Origin of the sequence: Dyadobacter arcticus, assembly GCF_011762185.1 — a bacterium.
Lineage (GTDB): Bacteria > Bacteroidota > Bacteroidia > Cytophagales > Spirosomataceae > Dyadobacter > Dyadobacter arcticus.
In genome coordinates, this window is record NZ_JAASQJ010000003.1 from 909,060 (window position 1) to 931,401 (window position 22,342).

The window sequence follows — 22,342 nt, forward strand, 5'->3', positions numbered from 1 at the left end:
TCATACCAGGCAAATTATCCTAACCCAACATGATCAAGTCCTCATTCATCCTTTCTACTTTCCTTTGTTACGTTCTTTTCGTTTCCCAGTCATTTTCGCAAACCAAAAAACCGGACAGTAACCGGTTTACCAAAGTAGTGCTGGCCCAAAGGCTCGAAGAACCGATCCAGTTTCAGATTCTGAAAGACGGGCGCGTACTTTATGCTGAAAGAAAAGGCAAATTGAAAGTATATGATCCCAAATCAGGTGAGCTGACATTAGTCGCCGAATTTGCCGTAAGTACAAAATATGTTAGTAAAAAAGGCGAGGTAACAGAGGGAGAAGACGGTATGCAAGGCGTGATCCTGGACCCGGATTATGATAAAAACCATTGGATTTACATTTACTATTCCGTTGCCGGCGACGATGCGAAGAATCTCCTGGTCCGCTACGAATGGCATGGAAAAGAACTGCTGGAAAGCTCCCGCAAAGTGGTGATGGAAGTGGTGGTTCAAAGAGAAGAATGCTGCCACGTAGGCGGCGGGATGGTTTTCGACAAAGATAAAAATCTATATCTGACCACAGGCGACAATACTTTTTCCCGCGCCTCCGATGGTTTCGCTCCATTAGATACCCGACCTGGCGAATCGGCCAGGGATTCGCAGAAATCGTCGCCCAACACCAATGACCTGAGAGGAAAAATCCTGCGCATTCATCCGGAAGCTGATGGTACATATACCATTCCAAAAGGAAACCTTTTTGAACCCGGCACCCCAAATACCCGTCCGGAGATTTACACGATGGGTAACCGCAACCCATGGCGTCCGACCATTGATTCAAAAACGGGCTGGCTGTATTGGGGAGAAGTGGGGCCCGACGGTTCCCGGGATGATCTTGAGAAAAGAGGTCCGCAGTCCTATGATGAATTCAACCGCGCAAAAGGGCCGGGTTTTTATGGCTGGCCATATTTTGTCGGCAATAATAAGGCTTACATTGAATACGATTTCGCAACCAAAGTATCCGGCAAACCATTCGATCCGGAACATCCTGTAAACAATTCGCCGAACAGCAGCGGCTTAAAAGAATTGCCAAAAGCAACACCTGCATTCATTTGGTATTCCAAAGCCCAGAGCCAGGAATTTCCATTGATGGAAAGCGGCGGTAACAGCGCCGTGGGCGGACCGGTTTTTCGCAAGGCTGATTTCCAAGATGCCAAACGCATTTTTCCGGATTATTACGAAGGAAAATGGTTTATTACCGATTGGGTAAGAGGCTGGATCAATGTGGTGGAAATGGATGAAAATGGCGATTACAAATCCATGGAGCGATTTCTGCCCGATTTGAAACTAAAAGGACCGATTGACATTAAATTCGGGCCGGATGGCGACTTATATGTACTGGAATATGGCAATGGCTATTTTAAAGACAATCCCGAAGCGGAGCTGATCCGGATCGAATACAATGGTGGGAACCGCAAACCGCAGGTGGAAGCAACCGCGAGCAAAACAGCCGGGGCGCTTCCTTTGCAAGTGATCCTGTCGTCGGAGGGTACCAAAGATTTTGATGAAGGTGATGCATTGCAATACAATTGGGTCGTAACCAAAAACGGTGCTGCATACAAAACCCTGACAGAAGCAAGTCCCAGCGTTACATTCGCCACATCCGGCACTTACAAAGCTACATTGACGGTTACCGACAAATCGGGTGAAAAGAATACCAAATCGGTTGAAATCAAAGCAGGTAACGAACCGCCCGTCGTGAAATTCACCATTACCAAGGGAAATTCCAGTTTCTTTTTCCCTGGAAAAAGCATTGATTATGAGGTAACTGTCGCAGATAAAGAAGACGGCAGTTTGGTCAACAAAAAGATTTTGCCTTCGCAGGTTTCTGTAAGCACCAATTACCTTTCCGAAGGTTTCAATTTAACCAAAATTGCCCAAACACAATTAAGCGTAGATGCCTCTGCACAGTATGCCACCGCAATTTCGGTTATCAATAAAAGCGATTGCAAAGCCTGCCACGCAGTGAAAGAAAAAGTTCTTGGGCCTTCATTTACAGACATTTCGGTCAAATACAAAGGAGATGTTTCCGGGATTGCGGGTTTATCCAAGAAGATATTAGCAGGCGGTTCGGGCGTTTGGGGAGATGCCTTCATGCCCGCCCACCCTACCATGGCTGAAAGTGATGTAAAATCCATCGTGAAATACATTATGAGCCTGTCGGACGCCCCAAAACCAGCCAAAACACTTGCAGTTAAAGGTACTTATGCTACTGTTGTTCCGAAAGGCGAAAACCCCGAAGGCAGCTTCATTTTCCGGGCTGCTTATGCCGATCGGGGAACGAAAACCGCCGCTTCCCAGGCATCCGAAATGACGGTGGTACTTCGGAACCCCATCGTGCCGGTTTCCTACGCTGATCTTGCAAAAGACATCCGCTTCACCAACGACAGCACAGTCGCCATGGTCGCTAGTTCCGGCGGATTTCTGCGATTCAAAGACACGGACCTCACTGGTATTAAACAAATTGAAATCGTTCGCGCGCCGGGCCGAAGCGCCCCAACCCCTCCTACCGGAACCATCGAAGCACGGATCGGAGCAGCAGATGGCAAACTCCTAGGCAAATTTTCAGGTGAATACGGCAGCAAGATTATGATCGACGTTGCGACCGGCACTGAGAGCGGGGTTAAGGATGTTTATTTTGTGATGACAGGCGCGCCGATTCGGGTGCGGGCGGTGCGGTTTGGTGAGGGGGAATGAATTGCCAGACAATCGGTTCTGCCATGAAAAAAGTCCGTCAACAACTCATTTGTATTGTACTCCTGTTGCCATTCATTCAATCTTGTACCGATTGCGATACGGTCGACCAGGCAATTACTGCACCGGTACGATTTGCGATTGTGAATGAAAAGGGCGAAAATCTTGTGTCAGATCAAAATGCCCGCTACCATCCCGATTCTATCAAATTATTGGCCGGAAAAGAAAATACTATCCAAAGCAAAGCGTATAATTCCGTTTTAAACGTCTACGTATTTGAAGCCTATCCACCGAATAATGCATCCGGACGGACCGACCTGATTCTGTATTTCAATCAGCTCGATACAGATACGCTCACTACTTTCTATACGCATCAAAAAAACGATTGCAGCAATTATTATAGCTACAATGGTTTCACGCATAACAATAAGGAAATTGAGAACCAAGGTGTTATCCGGATCGTGAAACCGAACTGAACATAGTTTAAAAAGAGATTTATGCAAGAATTACAAAAAATTCCATCTCCCTGCGAGTGGGCAGGTGGCGTAAGTGCCTTTGAAAAACTGACAGATGTATTTTACGCCAAAGTCTTAAACGATGATTTGCTCGAACCTATTTTCAGGCATATGTCGCCGGAACACTCCCGCCATGTCGCCCATTTTCTGTCTGAGGTTTTAAAAGGTCCGAAGGTTTACAGCGAGGAGTACGGGGAGGATGCCTTGAAACATATGGTTGGAAAGCACATTGGCAAGCATCTGACCGAGCAGCATCGCAAACGCTGGTCCGATCTGTTAATGTTGAGCGCAGACGAAATAGGCCTGCCCGATGATCCCGAGTTCCGGTCGACCTTTGTCGGACATATCGAATGGGGAACGCGGGTTGCGGTCATCAATTCGCAATTGTCTGAAAACCCCACTACCGATCGGCATCACATTCCGCAATGGGGCTGGGGTGAAGTTAAAGGGCCATTTGAAGTTGTGGGATCGCTATTTGAGAGAAAACCGGATGAAAATTAGACGAAAATAATTGCTGAATTCACCGCCCAACTGTGAATGTAGATTCTAATCCAGGTGGAATCGGAATATGGCGGTTTCAAATTTTTACTTGCAAAGTCAGATAAAAACTCCTGCCGTCGGAAGGAAGTATGCCTGGCCCAGGATAGCCTGTGGCCCTTCTGGTGAAATACATGGCATTGGCGAGATTGTTGATGCTGCTTTCAACCCTGAAATTTTTGATTTCGTAGGAAAAACTTACATCCATGATCTGGTAAGCAGGTATCAGTCCGACAACTGAGGAGATCCCGCCGTCACGGGCGTTGGTAGCGTCCGAAAACTGATCTGTCAGATGGGTAAACTGAATTGAGCCTTTAAGATTCTTGTAGGCCAGCTTGAATCCGGTTTTCAGATTTACTTTTGGTACAAATTCCACTTGATTACCCTCAACGCCCGTCATTTTACTTTTTCTGTATTCTGATTGTATAAAGGCAAAATTCCCAAATAGGACTGCGCTGAAATTCCTGCTATCTGGTGAAAATAATTTGTAAAAATCAGCCTCTGCATACGATTCGAGCCCTAAAATCACAGCTTGTCCTACATTGGTGCGAAGCCTCAGAATGCGGTTGCTTTCATCATAGAACTGGATTTCTCCAATGCGATTATTATAATTGAGATAAAAAAAACTAACGTCGTAATTGAAAACGGACGTTTGCCTGCTCCTAACCCCGATATCTACGGAGTAACCTTTTTCATCCTTCATGTCCGGATCAATGACGGACGATGGATTGGCAATACGCATATCGCTGAATGTAATCGACCGGTAATTTTGCGAAAAGTTACCGTAGGCTTCCACCAGCTCAAATGGCTTGTAACTAAGTCCGACTCCTGCCAATAGGAATTGTCTGTTATTCTTCCGAAACTCGTCCGAGCGCGTAATGTTGATTACATTGCCCGCCAGGTCGCGTTGAATGGTGCCATAATATCCATCTGCTTTCGTGCTGATGTACTCAAACCTGACCCCAGGCGTGATTGAAAACCTTTCGCCCAGATAAAAAATGTTCTCCGCAAATAATGAAACATTCCTGTTTGGAAACTCATAATCGTAAGTAATGAACCGCTCGGGCTCTACAAAACTGAAATTGGCATCCTTCCCGTTGCTTCCCTGACCTTGCAGGCTATGGTTGAATCCATGGTAATATCGCGCACCGGCCAATAATACCGATTGATTTTTAGCCAATGAATAACGTTTTAGGTATCGAGCTTCCGTTCCCCAGTTTGTAAATTCCCCTTTGATCAAATCCCGTTCACCGTTGTCATCAATCGTCGCAACACGGTTGGGCCGAAAACCGAGCGAATAGCGATGCGCGCTCAATCCAAAAAAGCGCAGGTTAAAATCCGAAGTAGCATTGAATTTATGGTCAAAATGCACGGCCAGCATATTCCAGCCCACATCAAACCAGTTTCTCTCCCGGATCGTTTGTCTTGGATTTTGCGCAAACATGGCATCTGAAAGTCCACCGGGTTGTTTGGCCAGATAGTTCATATGCGTCACATCCAACCCGACAGACGTGTTTTCCGACAGTTTATAATCAATGTCCGTATAAAAAGTATAGTTATTAAAAAGCGAATTCGCCCGCCAGCCGTCCGCTTTTTTGTATTGAAAAAATGAATAATAGCTGAGCTTCCCGACCGTTCCGCTCACGCTGGAGAAAGCATTGTAAAAACCGAACGAGCCTATACTTTGACGAGCCACGGGCTCAAATTTGCGATCAGCTACCGGCTTCCTCATGACGAAATTGATTAGTCCACCGAATTGAGTACCATACTGCAGTGACGCCGCGCCGCGAACGATCTGGATCCGACCGACCGCCTCCACGGGCGGGGTATAGTAACTTTCAGGATAGCCCAATGCGTCCGCGCTGATGTCGTGCCCGTTTTGCCTGACATTAAAATTGGAAGTCCGGTTGGGGTCCAGGCCGCGGCCCCCGATGCTCAACTGCAAACCGCCACCTTCATTTTCCCAAATGTTCAGCCCTGCCACACGTGCATATATTTGTCTTGCATTATTGGTCGATAGGTTGGCCACCAATTGTTCAGGATTAATTACTTCCGATTTTTTCCCTTCATATATCCCCATATTTTCCACGCCCCGAAGTCTCGAAAAACCGAAATCTGTTTTCTTTTCCGAAACCATAATCTCATTGAGATTTTCGCTCCGGGGATAGACAAAAAGTTCCAATACCAAATCTTTTCCACGAATTGAAATCTCCCGAGTAACAGGCTTGAAATCATCCAATATCATCTGCAAAGTGTACTTGCGATTGGCCAAAGAAAGGAATTCAAAGTGGCCCAGACTGTCTGTCATTATTTTTTGATCACCATTTAAAAAAACCTGACACCCCCGAACTGGCAAGCTATCTGCCGCGGATTTAACAATGCCGCTCAAACGGTGCTGACCATATGAACAGATTGAAATCCAACAAAAAATCAATGTACTAAAAGCCTTTAATTTCATCATTTAAGGGTAAAATCCAGGGTTTGGCACGGAAGGATTCGGTCTCTTTCGCCAGATCCGTTTCAGGATTGATCATTGGCTTGCCCAACCTCCCATTGAGCGCGACATACGAATCCACGAAAACCTGCGGGGATTCATAGCCCTTTTTGGAATAAAAATCTTTTAAGATGTGTGCGTATTGCAAAATCATATCCGGCTGGGTGGCCATCATCTTTTCCTGAAGAGTGGTCAAAAACTCGGTGTTGTCGACGGTTACCTGTTTTCCGCGATCATCTTTTACCAAAAACTGGGCATTTCCAGCCTTCTCCATGAGCATCACCCGCCAGGAAAAACGATACCCCTGCTCCGTCCAGAAAAGCTCTCCCGGATAAAGCAAACAGCGAAAGGGGAATGTGAGTTGGAATACAAAAAACACTGAAAATCCAATAAACAACCACTTATTAGCATTGGCAGAAAATGTATATGACTTCTTTGAAGCCAGAAAATTTTGGGGAAGCTTGAATAGTGCGCTGACTTTCGCAATGACTCGTTGATGGAATTCAGGGGAGAAAAAGATCAGCGCGGTGACGATCATAACATACGGAAACATGCCAATTGGGAACAAGATCGCGGTAATTGCGTGGAATACGACTACCGTTAAATATGCAAACAACCTCGTCCTGCGATTGAGCAGGAGAAAGACAATTGTCAGATCATAAATGCAGCCAAACCAGCTGAAAAGATAAGCTGTCAGGTCATAATTAAATAAAAAGCCAATGACCGGCATATCGTTCCGGGCAGGTAACCAGATTTTTAGTGGCAGCGCTTGCAGGAGCCAGTCACTGTTGAGCTTGGCCAGGCCGGCATAAAAATAGAGGATGAAAACCAGCAACTTAACCACATCCACACACCACTTCGGAACCAAGCCCGCTTGTATTTCCGGATTTCGGTACGCATCCACGGAAAAACAGACATAGGCAGGAAGAAAAACCAACAGCAGGCAAATTAGGCTTACAAAATAATAATGGTTGAGATACGTGCTTTTATCGATGAGCTCAATGTACGTGAAACTCAGAAAAAGTGTAGTAACGGAGGACCTGTAAAATAATCCCAGCGCTACAAAAACAGCCGAAACTGCGCAGACTGCAAACAACAAATAGGTATAACCTCCCAAAGGTTTGACCCATTCAAAACCATAAAATGGAAAAAAATACCTGGGCTTAATATAAAGTTCGTCTATCCAGCCTTTGCTCCAAAAGCGCACGATGCTTGCGAAAAGCATTACTCCGACCAATATCCTGAGTACCGCCAATGAAGCTGCCGCGGTTTTCTCTTTCAGATAAATATCGATGAATGCAGGCACGCTTGACGCTGGTTTTTATTAGTCCCCGTCGTTATCGGTGTAGGTAATGGTAATGCTCATCGCCGATGTCATATCCACTTTTAGCATCCGGACCGCCTTTTGTAATACCGTGTACACGTCCTTCATTGCCTGGTTATTTTCAATGACCTGTTGGTGCAGATCAGGCCCCAATGCATCGATCTTTGCTTTGCTCGCCGCAAATTGTGCGTTGATGATTTTACTGAGCGATTGCCCGGTTGCGCTGTCCTTAGCCCCCAATGCATTGAGGTATGATTTGAATGAAGGTCCCTCAGCGTCGGTTTTGACACTTTTTCCATTAAAAAAATCCTCCACAGCCTGGTGGGCGGTTTGTGCCAACCTTTTTGAAATATCTTTTTGGTAAAAAGCCTCCACTTTATCTGCCGCCACTACCCCGTTCAGCATTGCGCCGGATGGAATTCCAAATTTGCCGGACCGGATATAACGTTCATAATGAAGCACATAACCATTAACAAGCTCTCCCATCGGCGAGCCAATATCCGTTCCTGTTTTGGTAATAAACTCGTTGTGATAAGCGCCGTTCCAATCTGTGATCACAGCAGTCAGCAGTGATTGCATATGCTCGGTAACGCGCTTGATGTAGGCAATGCGTTTGGCGCCAGCGTCAGGTGCCGTGTAGAAAGCTACAATTGCCGCGTCGGTCGTTCCCACACCATTGATAAGATAATCCAGCGCTGGAAAACCTTGACGGTCGAAAGAAACCGTCGTTTCCAGGCTGGATGAAGGATTTTCAATATTGGCCAGGATACCCTGTACATGGGTTGGATAAATGTTATAGTAACTTCTGATCGCTCTTTTTGCGCCCGGGCCGACATCAAAAAGTTCGGCTTTCTGCCACTCATTATAAGCCTCTATCCATGCTTTTCTAAGTTCAACGAGCGAAGCGGTTTCCGGTTTGGCAGCGAATGCATCGGATTTAGCAGTCAATGCATCGAGCTTCAGCTTGAAACTTGAATAACTTGGAATGATGATATTATCTGCCCAATGCGTCAGAATAGCTTTCCTGTCTTTTCCCTGATCAACGGGTTCAGGACTGGGCGTATCGGTGCCACTTCCGGAACAGCCGTAGGTAACCAACCCTACGATAAGGATCATTCCTGCATTTAACCGGCTAACTCGTATCATAATCTTATAACTTGAATTTCGCCTTGATTGCCTCTGACGCAGTATTGATTTTGGCAGGAGTTAAATCCCAAACGCCACCTGCTGTGCCTACAAGTCCTACTAACAGACCATCCGAAAATGCGGCTGTTCCACCATTTACATTCAAAAACCGCAACGAGTAGATAAAGCCCAGGCCTTCACCCATTGCGTGAACGCGTGCCGCATCCGTGGTTGCGGTCAGGTATTTTCCCAGGTAACCTACGGCTGCGCCAGCAATTGCCTTTTCCATTTCGGCTTTGATAAAGTCAGCCTGCGCTTTCAATTCGGTCTTGTCATTATTTACAATCGCAGCACGTCCTTTCAGGAATGCAGGATAAATTTTGGCATAAGATGCTTTGTTGTATTCCCAAATATAAGATCCCAATGCAAATTCGGTCGTACCTCTTTTGTCATCTGTTGATCCTGCCAGATACACAGGGTTTAGGGTGAGCAAACCATATGCTTCGTCCCAGTTTTGTTCCAATTGCGTGTAAGGCTTACCGGAAACAACCGCTTTGTTGTCTGCATCCAACCCTTTTGTTAGCAGAACGTTAGCGATATAATCGTACTGAAGTGCTCCGATCAAAGATTTCTGAATAACCTGGCTAGGCTCAATACCTTGCGCAGTCACCAAATAGTTTCCGATTTTACCAGCTTTTCCTGGAGCACCTACGGCTCCCACTGATTTGCTCGCCTCAGCAAGTTGTCCAAATGTAGTTTCAAAATTAGCCCTAACTGCGTCTGCATCAGCAGTTGGCCATGACGTGGCAACTGTGCTGCGAAGCTGCACACCCGAAGCATTTAGTTTTGTACTGTCCGCAAAAGCGCTTCCAGTATTGGCAAACATATTTTTAAGGACCGTTGCATCAATTGGTTTAAGACCACTGATCGACGAGCTCATATAGGAATTTAGCGCCTGGAACATTTTGTAACGGTTGTTACCATTGCTCAGGTCGACTGTCGATTTGGCACTTGCATCCACAAACGGGGTGGTATAAGAAGTAGTGGCCGCCAAAGTCGGATATTCGATTTTCGCACGCAATGGTGTTTCGACAATCGGGGTTGGCTCGTCGGTACCGTCACTGCACGATGTGAATCCGAAGATGGCTAATGCGACCATGACATACTTCAGCTTGTTAGTAGTTTTAAGCATTGTATAGGGGAATTGATTTAAAAAGATAATGGACTGGATGTTTATTATTATCTGGACTGATTATAAGCTAATTCTCAAAAAAAAGCGGTTAAATGGTTTTATGGAAACGTCGGATAGAATGGGTTTGCTTGAGTTAAAAACATTGTTTAGTAGGAATTCATATCAGCGATTTCCTGCTGCGAAATAACTATTAAATTCCGACTTTATACTCATTCTAAATAAAAATACTTGAAAAAATAGGTTGCAGACAAAAGGAAACGAATACTTGCCGGTCTTGCTATTTTTGTAAAAGGAGGTTTCGTTATGCTGACTGTTCATCCCCAATACATCAAAGACTCCAATGGTAATAAGTCTATGGTTGTGATTCCTGCCGCTGAGTTCGACTCTCTCATGGAAGAACTTGAAGATATTCGTCTCTACAATGAAGCGAAAAAAGAAGACAAAGGAGAGCGCATCTTATTTTCGGAATAATTGAAAACAGGAAAGAAAAAAGTGCCTAAATTCACCGTCGTCTTATCGAGGAAAGCCCAAGGGCAATTGGACAAGCTTTCTGATAATATTGCCAATCCCATCATTATCGCATCATTTGCGGTGCGATATACCCAAACATATAAATCATTTTCAGGTGCAGGATTATCTTAACTGGCTTGTCCGCCTTTTTCCTTTGAGGCTCGGAGGCTGGACGTAGATATCAAAAGTCATGGCAAGGCCTGAAGTCCTGATGGGCACTGCTCCAGAAATGAGTTTGGAACTGAGGTTTTTGCGATATCCGGCGGAAAGCTCCACACCCACATAACTACCGATTTTGCGATTGTAGGTCAAACCCATATCAATGTCGACACGGCGACATACATCCGGCTCGTTATTTCCGAGTGGGTTGAGGTAATAAGTCCTGGTGACTGATTCCGCTTTGATATATAAAATATCATTGGCTGATAGGTTGTTTCGCCACGCAATTCTTTTGGGTAGCATTACTTCAAAACCGCCTTGTTCGGAGTAGTTATAATTGAGAATGAATATCGGCAAAATGGTTGTTCTGAAACTTTGATTTACCATTATACCAGCCCCAACCTCCTTATTCACCGATTTCTTCCGCAAGAAAGAAGCCGACATTGTGAAATTAATTGGGATTTGTTTGAATGAAAGCTCAGCGATATTACCGCTTCTATTCATGTGAGAAGTTGTGATCAGCCAGGAAGTGCTGTCGAGTTTGATCAATGAATTTAGGTCCAGCCCATAAGAACGGAGGTTCCAGCCCTGCATATTTTTGATCGGATTTTCTCCTGGTGTTTTTAGTTCAAATTGCTCCGTTCTGTAACTGGGACCGAGCAAAATAGTTACCCGTTTGCTTTTCACAACGGGAAGCCAGGCTCTTACGTAAATCTCTTCGTGGGTGAACTTTTTAATACCGGAATTGGAAAACTGATAAACTTTGCCCGGTGCGTGGGTGCTTCTGAAAGTAAGCCATTTGGAAGGCGCCATACCCGGTAAGCCGGGCTTCGACAAGCCGGGCTTCGACAAGCCGGGCTTCGACAAGCCGGGTTTAAGTGATTGACAAATTGCATTGCCTGTGATCAGGCAGAGGAAAAACACAACAGCCTTCCGGTAGTCAATCAGCATAAACTTCTAAAAATGAAAATGTTATTGGGTAAACAGCACTAACGAAACTCTGCTTCAAACTTAACCTGCACTTGGACGGAACAAATCCATATTCGCATTAAGTTCCTGATAGTTAGCGAGTAAATTTTGTCGAAACATATATGATTGCTCCATATACTTATCATTGAAGCCGATGGTTTAACGTGCTACGATCCACCAGCGTACATTCACTGTTCGTTCGCGAACATAAAAATCTTCAAAGCCTAGGCATAACCCTCCCAATTAGCTCAAATCAACGTTTTTAAATTTTGGCATGTTATTTTGCTCTGGTATTATTACTTCCCTTTATTTTTTCTAAATCCTTACTTATGCTGCGAAACTATATAAAAATCGCATTTCGAAATCTTTGGAAAAGCAAAGGATATACGGCAGTCAATGTTACCGGGCTATCCGTTGCATTTTGCATCTGCGTATTCCTGTTTCTTCTCTCCTATCTTCATTTCACATTCGATTTATTTCACAGCGACAGCGACCGGATATTCAAGGCTTATTTTGTAGAGAATGATCCGGAAAGACAAAACCGTTATGGCAACATGGCACTCCCGGTTATGCCTGCCTTAAAGGCTGATTTTCCTGAAATTGAAGGCGCTGCAAGGATCATGTCAGGCAGGCAAAGTGCGGTGGAAGTGAATGGGAAATATTTTGATAAGATGGTCGTATTCACAGATCCCGACTTTTTCAAGATCTTTTCTTTTAATCTCATCAAAGGAAACAAAAGCAATGCACTGACTAACCTGAGCAGCATTGTGATCAGCCAGAGTATGGCGCAAACTTTGTACGGAAACAAGGATCCAATCGGAAAATCGATGATTGTGGGCGGGGGTAACAGCCGAAAACAATACATCGTAAGCGGTGTGACAGACGATGTGCCTTTCAGTTCGTCAATCCAATATGACGCGCTGGTCCGAATTGAAAATTTGTCCAATTATTCGACTAATAAAAACAATTGGGAAGATAATTCTCATGCCCTGTACGTCAAACTGGCTCCCCATGTTGATCAGGCGGTATTTGAAGGCAGGCTAAAACCTTTTACTAAAAAATACTTCGCATCTAAAATAGACGACCTGACGAAAAAAGGCGCCAAACCCGATCAGTTGGGCGATATCTTCGCTTTGAGGTTACAGAAACTTTCCAAAGTCCATTTCGACAAGGAGATAGCGGGTGGCAAAGGCACACCTGTCGCTGTCATATATACGCTTTTGGCCATTGCAATTTTCATCCTGCTGATCGCCTGTATCAATTTCATTAACCTGAGCATTGCCCGCTCATTCACCCGAGCACGAGAAGTAGGTGTTCGCAAATCATTGGGAGCGCTTAAAAAACAGCTTTTTGTTCAGATATGGGGCGAGACAACAGTGATCTGTCTGGTCGGATTTCTGCTTGGCGCTCTGCTAACCTATACCCTTTTACCCACTTTCAATGCCACTTTTGGGTCAACACTCACATTCGATTCCATGTTGCAACCGGGCTTCATTGCATTGATCCTGGCTGTTTTTGCGGTTGTAACTTTTGTGGCGGGCGGGTACCCTGCGTGGCAAATGGCCAAATTCAATGCCGTGGAAGTTTTAAAAGGAAAAGTATCGATGAAAAAGCCGGGAGTCCTTCGTAATTCCCTTATTGTAACCCAGTTTGCTATCTCGGTCTTACTGGTTTGCTGCACCATTATTGCCGTTCAGCAAGTTGATTACATGAAAGCTATTCCTCTCGGATTTCAAAAAGAACAAGTGATCAGTATCCCCATCGGATACCAGCTCAACGGACGGCAGGTGCTGGCCCGGATGCGCAATACATTGGCCAATGATCCTGGTATACTTTCCATAACCGGAACCAATGTAAACCTCGGCCGCGGCAAAGACCACGTAAGCTCCCGGACGGTGATTGGTTTTAAATACAAAGGAAAGGATGTGAATACTGACATGCTGTTGGTTGATTACGATTATCTTAAAACCCTGAATATCAAACTGAAATCTGGTCGTGATTTCGACCGGACCTTTGCAGCCGACTCTTCCAAAAGGGTGATCATTTCCGAAGGTATGGCCAAAATGATCGGCGAAAAAAATCCCGTGGGAATGTTCCTGGGCGACGATTCGGATAGTACCGGGGCCAAATCGGAAGTGATCGGCGTCGTGTCCGATTTTCATTTGTATTCCCTGGCCGATGAGCGCAGACCTTTGACCATGCACATTTCCGGCTCGGAGTCGATTTACTACATTTTCGTTAGGGTCGCGCTAAAAAATCTCCCGGCTTCAATGGAAAAGCTGGAAAAAGTTTGGCGGCAGGTAGCACCCGAAGCAGAATTCATGGGTTCGTTTCTCGATGATAACCTGGACAGCTGGTATCAGAATGAGCAAAAACTATCAGAAATATGCAGTCTGGCTTCTGCAATCGCAATTTTCCTTTCCTGTCTCGGCTTATTTGCCATCGCATTAATGATCATTGAACAACGTACCAAGGAGATCGGTATCCGGAAGGTAATGGGTGCCAGCATTCCCAATATCATTATGGTGCTTTCCAATGATTTTGTAAAATTGGTTGCGATATCCTTGGCGATCGCAATCCCGATTGCATGGTTCGGAATGCAAAAATGGCTTGATAACTATCCGGAGCGCATTGAACTGAGCTTCTGGGTTTTCGCATTGGTTGGACTAGCGTCAATGGCAATTGCCTTTGTAACCGTTGGCATTCACACGGTCAAAGCTGCATTGGTCAACCCTGTCGAGAGTTTACGGAGCGAATGAGGAGAGCCGTTGCCAGGAAATACTTACTGGATGAAAATCAGGTTGACAACTTGGGCATTTTATAGCCATTGTGGTATTCCTTCGCAATCAGCTTGTTGGCCTCATCGTCGGTAAACTTGCCTTTTTCTTTGTCCCAATATATTTTCTTGCCGGTCCTGAACGCAATGTTGCCCATTTGCGAGAAAATAGCGATGTCCGCGCCGATTTTCACAGGCGCATTCAAGTCCTCCATTTTCCTGGATTTAACGACTTCAATGAAGTTTTTGGCATGCAGGTCCAGCCCATTGTCCGAGGATTTCCGAAGCGCAACAGCTTCCATCTTTTTGCCTTCCGGGATTACTTCCCAGCCTTCCCTATCAAGCACCAATGTTCCGTTGTTTCCAATGAATGCAATTCCGTGCTGGCGGTTGTAAGGTCCATCGTCGATACCAATTGCGTGTTCCCATTGAATGTTGAAATCGTCGAATTCGTAAACCGTCGTTAAAGTATCCGGCGTTTCAGCACCTGAATCCGGGTTGGCGAATTTGCCTCCGGCTGCCATAATACTGTTCGGAATCGCGGCTTTCATTCCCAAAAGCGCGTAATCGAGCAAATGGACGCCCCAGTCGGTCATCAGGCCGCCGGCATAATCCCAAAACCAGCGAAAATTGAAATGGAAACGATTGGGATTGAATGGTCTTTTCGGAGCCGGCCCCAGCCACATATCATAATCCACACCCGCTGGCGGCGTACCATCCGGTAGTTTGGTAATGGGCGTTACCCAACTGAAATATGACCATACTTTCACCAGCCGGACTTTACCCAACTTCCCGGAATGCACAAATTCCATTGCATCCCTGAAATGTCTCTGGCTCCGCTGCCACTGACCCACCTGCACCACGCGGTTGTATTTATGTTGCGCGGCTATCATACTCCGACACTCGGCAATCGAATTCCCAATCGGCTTTTCTACATATACATCCTTTCCGGCCTGGCAGGCTTCCACCATCATCAGGCAATGCCAGTGATCCGGCGCACCGATTACCACGGCATCAATGTCTTTGTCTTCCAGCAACTTACGATAGTCGGAATAAGCTTTTACCTTGACATTTTTGGCAGCAAGCTCGGCGACGCGTTTATCCAAAACATTTTTATCGACATCGCACAGGGCGACACATTCCACACCCGGATTTTTGAGAATAGCCGTCAAATCCGACCAGCCCATTCCATTGACGCCAATCGCGCCGACCCGTATGGTATCAGCAGGCAATGCCAATACTGGAAAAGCCGACAGCGAGGAAGGAATGATGGCCGATATCCCCGCGCCTGCCATGATTGCGGAGGCTGAGCCTATAAATTTTCGTCTTGAGTTTGTCATATCCGGTAATTGCTTTGTGATTTCTACACTATCATAAAAACACCACTATTGCAAATTATTACCCATGATTGATGGAATACATTTAGTGGCTTGAAGTTGAAAATCAAAGGGAAATAACCTTTTTTTCCCGTGCAGACTGGTAAGCCAGGTGCACCAGCCGGGTCGTTTCAAGATTATCCATGCCGGTTGTTTCCGCTTGCGCCGTTCCGGCTATTTCGGCAAGGATATTGCGGTTGCAATCTACAATGGAGGAATGTACAACAGCATAAGCAGGATCTACCCAAGAGTACATGAGGGGTTCTGCATTGGTAACCATTGTCCCCATACGCGTTGTGGTCCTGATTTCAAAGTTTTGGAGGAGCTCAATTGTTCCAAGGTCACCCTCCACGCGCACCAGCGTTTGCGGGAATGTTTCGTTCTCAGCAATGGTCGCGTAAGACATTTCAACGTAGCAGGAAATGCCGTTCCGCATGCGCAAAAGCACATTGGCAACGTCCTCGCCCCTAATCTCCTGATTAACCCGTGCCGTATGGCAAAATAAGGATTCAGCCTCTCCGAAAAGGTATCTTGCAATATCCAGCACATGCGACCCGATGTCGGTTAATATAAATTCATCCAGTTCTTTCAAAAATGGCTGGTTGTCAAAAACCGGAAAACCTGAACAGAATGCCACATTGGCTTTGAATACCTTACCAATCACACCGGAACCAAGTATTTCTCTCAATTTTCTGATGGGGGCCTGGAACCGAAAATTCTCGTGCACATAAAATCCCACATTGGCCTCTTTACAAACCTTTACCATGTTTTCGGATGCCTCCAGAGTTGGCGACATTGGTTTTTGGCAAATCACATTCAGGCCGTGAAGTGCGGCTTTGGTTGTAAACAATTCGTGGGTACCCACATCGGTAATGATATCTACAAAATCAAGTTCGGCGGCGTGATTCTCAAAAAGCTCATCCACGTCGTCATAAACATGCTCCACATTGAACTGGTCGGCGAGAGCCCGGGCCTTGTCCAATGTTCGGTTATAAAATGCGATTGGTTGTACGTTCTCCAACTCACTCCAGCCAGCAAGCTGATAGCCAGACCAGAATCCAGTACCTAAAACCGCAAACTTGTAGATTTTCATACGAAATTCCTGAGGAGTCGGCATACCGCTGCCTTGTCCATTCGTGAATTAATGATTGGTTTTTTATTTTTCGTTCAGAATTAACGGCACATTTCCCTTTCCTCCAAGCACAACGATTTTCGCATTGGGAGAAGCCGCCAATTCCTTCTGCGCTTTAATGCTCTCATATTGCAGCTGACGATCCGTAAGACTTAATGCGATGATCGTTTGATAGTCAGCGATACCTCTGGCTTCCACACGCTTACGTTCTGCTTCTTGTTTTTCTTTTTGCAATACAAATTCCATTTTCTGCGCGTCTTGTTCCGCATTGATCTTCGATTCAATGGTCTTCTTCACCGATTCGGGCAGATTGATATTACGGATCAATAGTTGTTCCAGGATCAGGCCGCGACCTTTAAAATCCTTATCGATTGTCTGATAAATCCGGTTCTGAAACTCGTCCCTTCTTTTGGAATATAGCGCCACTGCATCATAATAAACTGCATTGTCGCGGATCCGGGTCCTGGTAATAGGACGAACAATTTTGTCCTTGTAATCCGTACCGATTCCTTTGTAAATTGCCGGCGCTTTGTCCGGCATGATCTTATACAATACCGTCAAGTCGATTACCACTTCCAAACCATCTGCTGAGAGAACCCGAATGGCATCATCCCCCTCTATCTCGCCTTCCTTCGCGGTTGCGGACATGGTGTAATTCTGGGTTTTTGTATCAAAAACGGCCACATCAGCCAGTGGATTAACAAAATTGAGCCCGTTTTCCAATACCTGCGGACTAACTTTTCCAAAAAGTGACTGAACACCAATGGTACCCGCATCAATCTGACGAACGGATGAAGAAAGGATCCCGAGGATAACGATGGCAACACCTACAATTTTGAAAATAGGTGCATAACGGTAAATATTGAGTGTGGATTTACTTACTGCAAATCCAGCAAGGACGATTAAAATACCAACTACAACTAGAAACATGGGATAGTTTGTTAAATCTTAATGTAATTAATGAAATAATAATCAATGCATTCCAAATCTGTGCCCCAGCTTAAGGCCTGACTTTATGGCTGTTTAATCAGGGTTCATCTGTAAGTCCATCCCGATAAACCACTTTCCCATCTAATCCCTTCAATTCAACAAATTCAATTTCACAAAGACCATTTGACATGAATCCCAGGCCGGCGATGAGTTTGGAGGTGTTTTTATACGTTATGGTGAAGATTTCCTTATTGTTGAGCGTAATTCTGGCATGGCGGTTTTTGACAATCAGCTCAATGTCCATCCATTGTTTGACGTCAAATCCCAGAGAAGCCAGGTCCGTTTCCTTACCGCTAATGAATTTTTCACCGAACTGTACCATTGCCTCGCTCACGCAACCCTTGGGAGTGATTGTGAAAAACATCGGATAGCGCTGGGTAAAGATTTCGAGGGCAACGTATGGACAGAAGTTTTTCCTCACTTCTTTAATTTTCACCCTGGTTTTGAGCGTAAAATTATCGCTGCTAACATCTATTTTACCCGGAAAAAAGGTTGATACATAAAACTTCTCCTTGGTGATATCAATCTTGTTGTCAGTCAGATCCTTCGCGGTAATTCCAAAATCCACGCCAGAATGCGCATTGCTAGTTGTAATGTACTGTGGCATTCCGCTCAAATTATCCTTGGCAAATAAAAACCAGCGGTCTGTAGGGATACTCACGTCAATCGCTTTAATGACGGAATCATTGGCGATTAGTTTGGCGATGTGATAACCAGGTTCAAAGTAAATATCGGTCAGCGTGTAGTTGTTTTTAAAAATCCTCACCCGCTTGCTCGAATCCCACGATTGCTGGATAAAAAAACTATCGGCCACTACGTCATCCACATTATATTGAAAAATAACAGTGTTAGGAATATTGTCGGCGGTTGTTTTGCGCATGGAGAATGAAGCTTTCTCGAAATGGGCCGACCGCCTTGACAATTGCATAAAGGCCAAAATGCCGATTGCTGTCACTATCAGGCCGGTTAATGCTAATTTGAGGGTTTTATTTTCGGGTTTTGCCTTTTTAATCTTTTCAATTTTAGGGTCTTCAAATGCATTTTCCGAAAGCTTATCATTTTCACCCTGTTTTAATGCCGATTTGTATTCCTGCCAATTCTTAAACCCTGAGTATTTGGAAATGGCATCCAGCGTGGCAATTTGAGGTAACCTGCTGAATTGGCCGCTTAACAATCTCTTAATGGTAGAGCCACTGATTGATATGCCCGTAAAACGTTCTATTTCATTGCCAACGTGATCAAAATCGCGCTGCGTCAGGCCATCCAGTTTTTGATAGCCATTCTTTTTGAATATTCCAATAAGGCATTGTTTGACTATGTCTTGTTCGGTCATCGTCTTAACAAGTTGTTAATCTATTTTTTGAGCTTTTGACGGACTTTGCTGAGCTTTTGATTACAAAGTTCGCCATTTCCAAATCTACCTTTATAAAATATAATCACCGGAACGAACGATGAAAAGACCTGCCAGACTTGGACACATCTTCTTTGGAATTTCAATCGTGTTCTATGGAATCCAACAGTTATGGTATGCCGATTTTCGCGCGGTTCAGTTTCCTGCCTGGCAGTCGCACTTACCTTTGCTTCCTGTGTGGGCGTATTTTACAGGCGTTGGCCTAATGCTCTCGGGCGCGGCCATTATTTTTGATAAAAAGGCAAAGGAAGCATCACTGATTCTGGGTTACAGTTTTCTCTTTCTGTTTTTGTTCGTACAGGTTCCCTATGAAATGTTTGGTGAAGTAAACAGCAGCCTGCACCTGGGACTTTGGACCAATGCATTAAAGGGCCTGGCATTGTCAGGAGGTGCATTTGTGATGGCTGGCACATTTCATAATCCGGGGTTACCGACATCGCCGCTGGTCAGGCTTTCGGAAAAGATCATTCCTTTTGGGCCGCTGTTTTTTTCCATTACCATGATCGCTTTTGGGATCGACCATTTTCTCTATGCCGATTTTGTTTCCACGCTCGTTCCCGGGTGGCTTCCCGATCGGCTATTTTGGACGCGGCTGACCGGGGTGGTGTTAATTGGATCGGGACTGGCTATTACATTAAAAATAAGAAGGGGTGTTGTTGCAATGCTGTTCGGCCTGGTGCTGTTTCTTTGGGTTATTACACTTCATATTCCCAGGGCTGCCCAGGATCCGTTTACTGCTCGGGGTAATGAGGTATCCAGTGTTTTCGACGCGCTGGCGTTTTGTGGGATTGCATTCGTTATCTCGCTAGGTACCTTGAAAAGCGACTTATTGGAAATCTTTCACAATGATTTTCGATAAGTCGGCCCCGATCAGGACAGCTTCATCAAATTGAAGGCCGTGCTAGCGGCCCGTTGTTGCGAATATATATTGGCCAGATAACCGTTGAATAACAATCCCAGGAATATTGAAGATATACAGTTGGTGAAGGATATATTTAGGTAAATCAACCCTGATTTTTACTCACGTTACCTGTTATATCCCTATGTCCACTCCATTCGATCTTATTGAACCAGACCGTCCTGACTCACTGGCCGGGGCCAAATCTCTCATTAACCGCGCCATCCGGGAAGGTGTTTCCTATTTCCCTTCGCCGATCAGCTGGCGGGATGAAGTGCTTTACTTTCTACTTCCCGACCGGTTTAGCGATGGACAGGAATCTACCCGGCCCATGCTGACGCGTGAGGAGATCGCCGAACTGCGCCAAACACCCAACCGTCCGGACTGGGATTGGAATTTATGGTCCGATTCGGGGGAAAGATGGCAGGGCGGAACGATTAACGGCATACGTAATCAATTGGGATACTTAAAAAAGTTAGGCATATCCGCCATTTGGATCGGCCCGATCTTCAAACAGCGTGCCAGGTTGGATACTTACCATGGATATGGCATCCAGGATTTCCTCGATGTCGACCCGCGTTTCGGAAACAGGGCGGAGTTAGTAACCCTGGTAAAGGAAGCTCACGACCAAGGAATACGTATACTATTAGACGTCATTGTAAATCATTCCGGCGATAACTGGGGATATGTAGCACCTGATAATGAGTTGAATACAGCTCAAAATCAGCCTCCTTACCAGGGATGGGCCAATTACTACGGCAATCCTGACGATGAAAATATGAGAAAGTGGAAACTGGCCTGGCGGGACGAGGCGCAGGCGGGATTTACGACAGAGCCATCGGACATTATCTCGCGGCACGAAGGAGCCTGGCCACTTGAATTCCAATCAAAAGATATTTATACCCGCGCCGGAATGGGCGACTTGGGAGAATCCAATAACATCAGCGATCCGCATGCCCAGCATAAGCGCACCGATTTTCTGGCATTAAAGGATTTTGCGCTCGACGTTCCCGGAACATTGACCCAACTAATCCAATGTCTGCAATATTGGATTGCATTGACCGATTGCGACGGCTTCCGCATCGATACCGTTAAGCATATGGCGCTGGAAGAGACCCGGAATTTTTGCGGCGCGATCCGGGAATTTGCAGATCTGATCGGAAAGCATAACTTCCTTTTAATCGGAGAGATAGCAGGCGGGGATAATTTTCAGGACATTGTGATGGACTATACCGCCATGATGGAACGGAACCTGAATGCAGCCCTGGATATCGGAGGTGCGCGGCTCACGTTATCATCTGTGGCCAAAGGCCTCGTCAATGGCAATGCTTACTTCCATATTTTCAACCAGCAAAGCCAGGGCTTCGAGTCGCACCGCAACTTTGGCGACCGCCATGTTTCTATCTTGGATGATCATGATCATGTTTTTGGGAGTAAAATCCGGTTTTCTGCGGAGGTACCCGACGATTTCGCCGTGAAAGATTATTATGTGACCGTGCCAGTTGCCATTCAACTATTTACACTCGGTATCCCATGCATTTATTATGGTACCGAACAGGCTTTTGCCGGACCAGCCAATTCGCAGGCAGGCAAGGTCCAAAATTGGCCCGGGCACGACAAATATCTTCGGGAAGCAATGTTTGGTCCCTCACATCCGCGTGCGAACTTTAAGCTGGAATTGCAAACCCAATTGGATCAACTCGACGAATCCCTACCCGGCTTTGGCCCGTTTGGTACCGCTGGTAAACACTGCTTTGACGAGAACAGCCCGGCTTTTGTGCGCATTTCAAATCTTTGTGAATTAAGGGCGGGACATCCGGTTTTACGGCTAGGCCGTCAATACCCAAGGCAAATTCAGCTTCCGGGCACGGGTTTCGAATTTCCGGCGCCGGGTGAAATTGTGGCCTGGTCACGGATCCTATATAATCAGGAAGCGCTTTGCATCGTCAATCCCAATGGTGTAAATGAGCGGGGCGGCAATGTGGTGATCGCTGGCGAGCTTTCGCCAACAGGTGTTGAGTATGTTGTGATTGGTAACACAGCCCAGGCGGCTACCGGACCAGGCTATACCGGAACTCACTCTATTGGATCGAAGCTGACCGTGAAAAGAAATTCACCTGGCGAACCTGCATTTATTGAGATCCGGAACGTCCAGCCAGCAGAAGTAATCGTTTTGATTAAAGATACTTTCGCCTGAAATTC

Annotated in this window: 16 protein-coding genes; 7 read left to right on the forward strand and 9 right to left on the reverse strand. The window is 45.6% G+C overall.

Going from position 1 to position 22,342, the window contains the following annotated elements; all coding sequences use genetic code 11:
- Nucleotides 1-29 precede the first annotated feature (29 nt).
- From FHS68_RS17355 to FHS68_RS17365, 3 genes are read left to right on the forward strand one after another with little or no spacing between them, the layout of a single operon-like run.
- A complete protein-coding gene (locus tag FHS68_RS17355; RefSeq protein WP_167272472.1) occupies nucleotides 30-2,735 on the forward strand; it encodes a PQQ-dependent sugar dehydrogenase in 2,706 nt (901 codons plus the stop codon).
- A 23-nt stretch (nucleotides 2,736-2,758) separates the two neighbouring features.
- On the forward strand, nucleotides 2,759-3,208 hold the full coding sequence (locus FHS68_RS17360) for a hypothetical protein (protein WP_167272474.1): 450 nt from the start codon (nucleotides 2,759-2,761) through the stop codon (nucleotides 3,206-3,208).
- Nucleotides 3,209-3,229: 21 nt separating this feature from the next.
- The gene (locus FHS68_RS17365) at nucleotides 3,230-3,748 is read left to right on the forward strand and encodes a group II truncated hemoglobin (RefSeq protein WP_167272477.1); all 519 of its coding nucleotides are present in this window, start codon (nucleotides 3,230-3,232) and stop codon (nucleotides 3,746-3,748) included.
- Between the two features lie 76 nt (nucleotides 3,749-3,824).
- On the opposite strand, the gene FHS68_RS17370 is transcribed toward FHS68_RS17365, so the two are convergent.
- From FHS68_RS17370 to FHS68_RS17385, 4 genes are all read right to left on the reverse strand, one after another.
- On the reverse strand, nucleotides 3,825-6,092 hold the full coding sequence (locus FHS68_RS17370; protein WP_310588590.1) for a TonB-dependent receptor family protein: 2,268 nt from the start codon (nucleotides 6,090-6,092) through the stop codon (nucleotides 3,825-3,827).
- A 130-nt stretch (nucleotides 6,093-6,222) separates the two neighbouring features.
- Nucleotides 6,223-7,572: an HTTM domain-containing protein gene (locus FHS68_RS17375; RefSeq protein WP_167273379.1), complete on the reverse strand. Its 1,350-nt coding sequence runs from the start codon at nucleotides 7,570-7,572 to the stop codon at nucleotides 6,223-6,225.
- Between the two features lie 30 nt (nucleotides 7,573-7,602).
- Entirely contained in the window at nucleotides 7,603-8,748 is a 1,146-nt protein-coding gene (locus tag FHS68_RS17380; protein ID WP_229211943.1) for an imelysin family protein, read from the reverse strand.
- 4 nt (nucleotides 8,749-8,752) lie between these two features.
- Nucleotides 8,753-9,919, reverse strand: a complete 1,167-nt coding sequence (locus FHS68_RS17385) for a DUF4856 domain-containing protein (protein ID WP_167272481.1) — start codon at nucleotides 9,917-9,919, stop codon at nucleotides 8,753-8,755.
- A 303-nt stretch (nucleotides 9,920-10,222) separates the two neighbouring features.
- Here FHS68_RS17385 and FHS68_RS17390 point away from each other — a divergent pair, with 303 nt between their 5' ends.
- Nucleotides 10,223-10,390, forward strand: a complete 168-nt coding sequence (locus tag FHS68_RS17390) for a RelB antitoxin-like protein (RefSeq protein ID WP_167272483.1) — start codon at nucleotides 10,223-10,225, stop codon at nucleotides 10,388-10,390.
- A gap of 162 nt (nucleotides 10,391-10,552) precedes the next feature.
- Here the strand turns inward: FHS68_RS17390 and FHS68_RS17395 are convergent, their stop codons facing one another.
- Nucleotides 10,553-11,539, reverse strand: coding sequence for a DUF6268 family outer membrane beta-barrel protein (locus FHS68_RS17395; protein WP_229211944.1), 987 nt, complete (start codon nucleotides 11,537-11,539; stop codon nucleotides 10,553-10,555).
- A gap of 347 nt (nucleotides 11,540-11,886) precedes the next feature.
- On the opposite strand from FHS68_RS17395, the gene FHS68_RS17400 reads away from it, so the two are divergent.
- Nucleotides 11,887-14,316, forward strand: a complete 2,430-nt coding sequence (locus FHS68_RS17400) for an ABC transporter permease (RefSeq protein WP_167272486.1) — start codon at nucleotides 11,887-11,889, stop codon at nucleotides 14,314-14,316.
- Nucleotides 14,317-14,353: 37 nt separating this feature from the next.
- Here FHS68_RS17400 and FHS68_RS17405 read toward each other — a convergent pair whose 3' ends face one another.
- From FHS68_RS17405 to FHS68_RS17420, 4 genes are all read right to left on the reverse strand, one after another.
- On the reverse strand, nucleotides 14,354-15,673 hold the full coding sequence (locus FHS68_RS17405; protein ID WP_167272488.1) for a Gfo/Idh/MocA family protein: 1,320 nt from the start codon (nucleotides 15,671-15,673) through the stop codon (nucleotides 14,354-14,356).
- A 103-nt stretch (nucleotides 15,674-15,776) separates the two neighbouring features.
- Nucleotides 15,777-16,802, reverse strand: coding sequence for a Gfo/Idh/MocA family protein (locus FHS68_RS17410; protein WP_167272491.1), 1,026 nt, complete (start codon nucleotides 16,800-16,802; stop codon nucleotides 15,777-15,779).
- Between the two features lie 63 nt (nucleotides 16,803-16,865).
- A complete protein-coding gene (locus tag FHS68_RS17415) occupies nucleotides 16,866-17,771 on the reverse strand; it encodes a prohibitin family protein (protein WP_167272494.1) in 906 nt (301 codons plus the stop codon).
- A gap of 97 nt (nucleotides 17,772-17,868) precedes the next feature.
- Nucleotides 17,869-19,164 carry a hypothetical protein gene (locus tag FHS68_RS17420; RefSeq protein ID WP_167272496.1) on the reverse strand — a complete coding sequence of 432 codons (1,296 nt, stop codon included), beginning with the start codon at nucleotides 19,162-19,164 and terminating at the stop codon, nucleotides 17,869-17,871.
- 118 nt (nucleotides 19,165-19,282) lie between these two features.
- On the opposite strand from FHS68_RS17420, the gene FHS68_RS17425 reads away from it, so the two are divergent.
- Together FHS68_RS17425 and FHS68_RS17430 are read left to right on the forward strand one after the other, a co-directional pair.
- Entirely contained in the window at nucleotides 19,283-20,101 is an 819-nt protein-coding gene (locus tag FHS68_RS17425) for a DoxX-related protein (protein WP_167272499.1), read from the forward strand.
- 184 nt (nucleotides 20,102-20,285) lie between these two features.
- Nucleotides 20,286-22,337 carry an alpha-amylase family glycosyl hydrolase gene (locus FHS68_RS17430; RefSeq protein WP_167272502.1) on the forward strand — a complete coding sequence of 684 codons (2,052 nt, stop codon included), beginning with the start codon at nucleotides 20,286-20,288 and terminating at the stop codon, nucleotides 22,335-22,337.
- Nucleotides 22,338-22,342 lie beyond the last annotated feature (5 nt).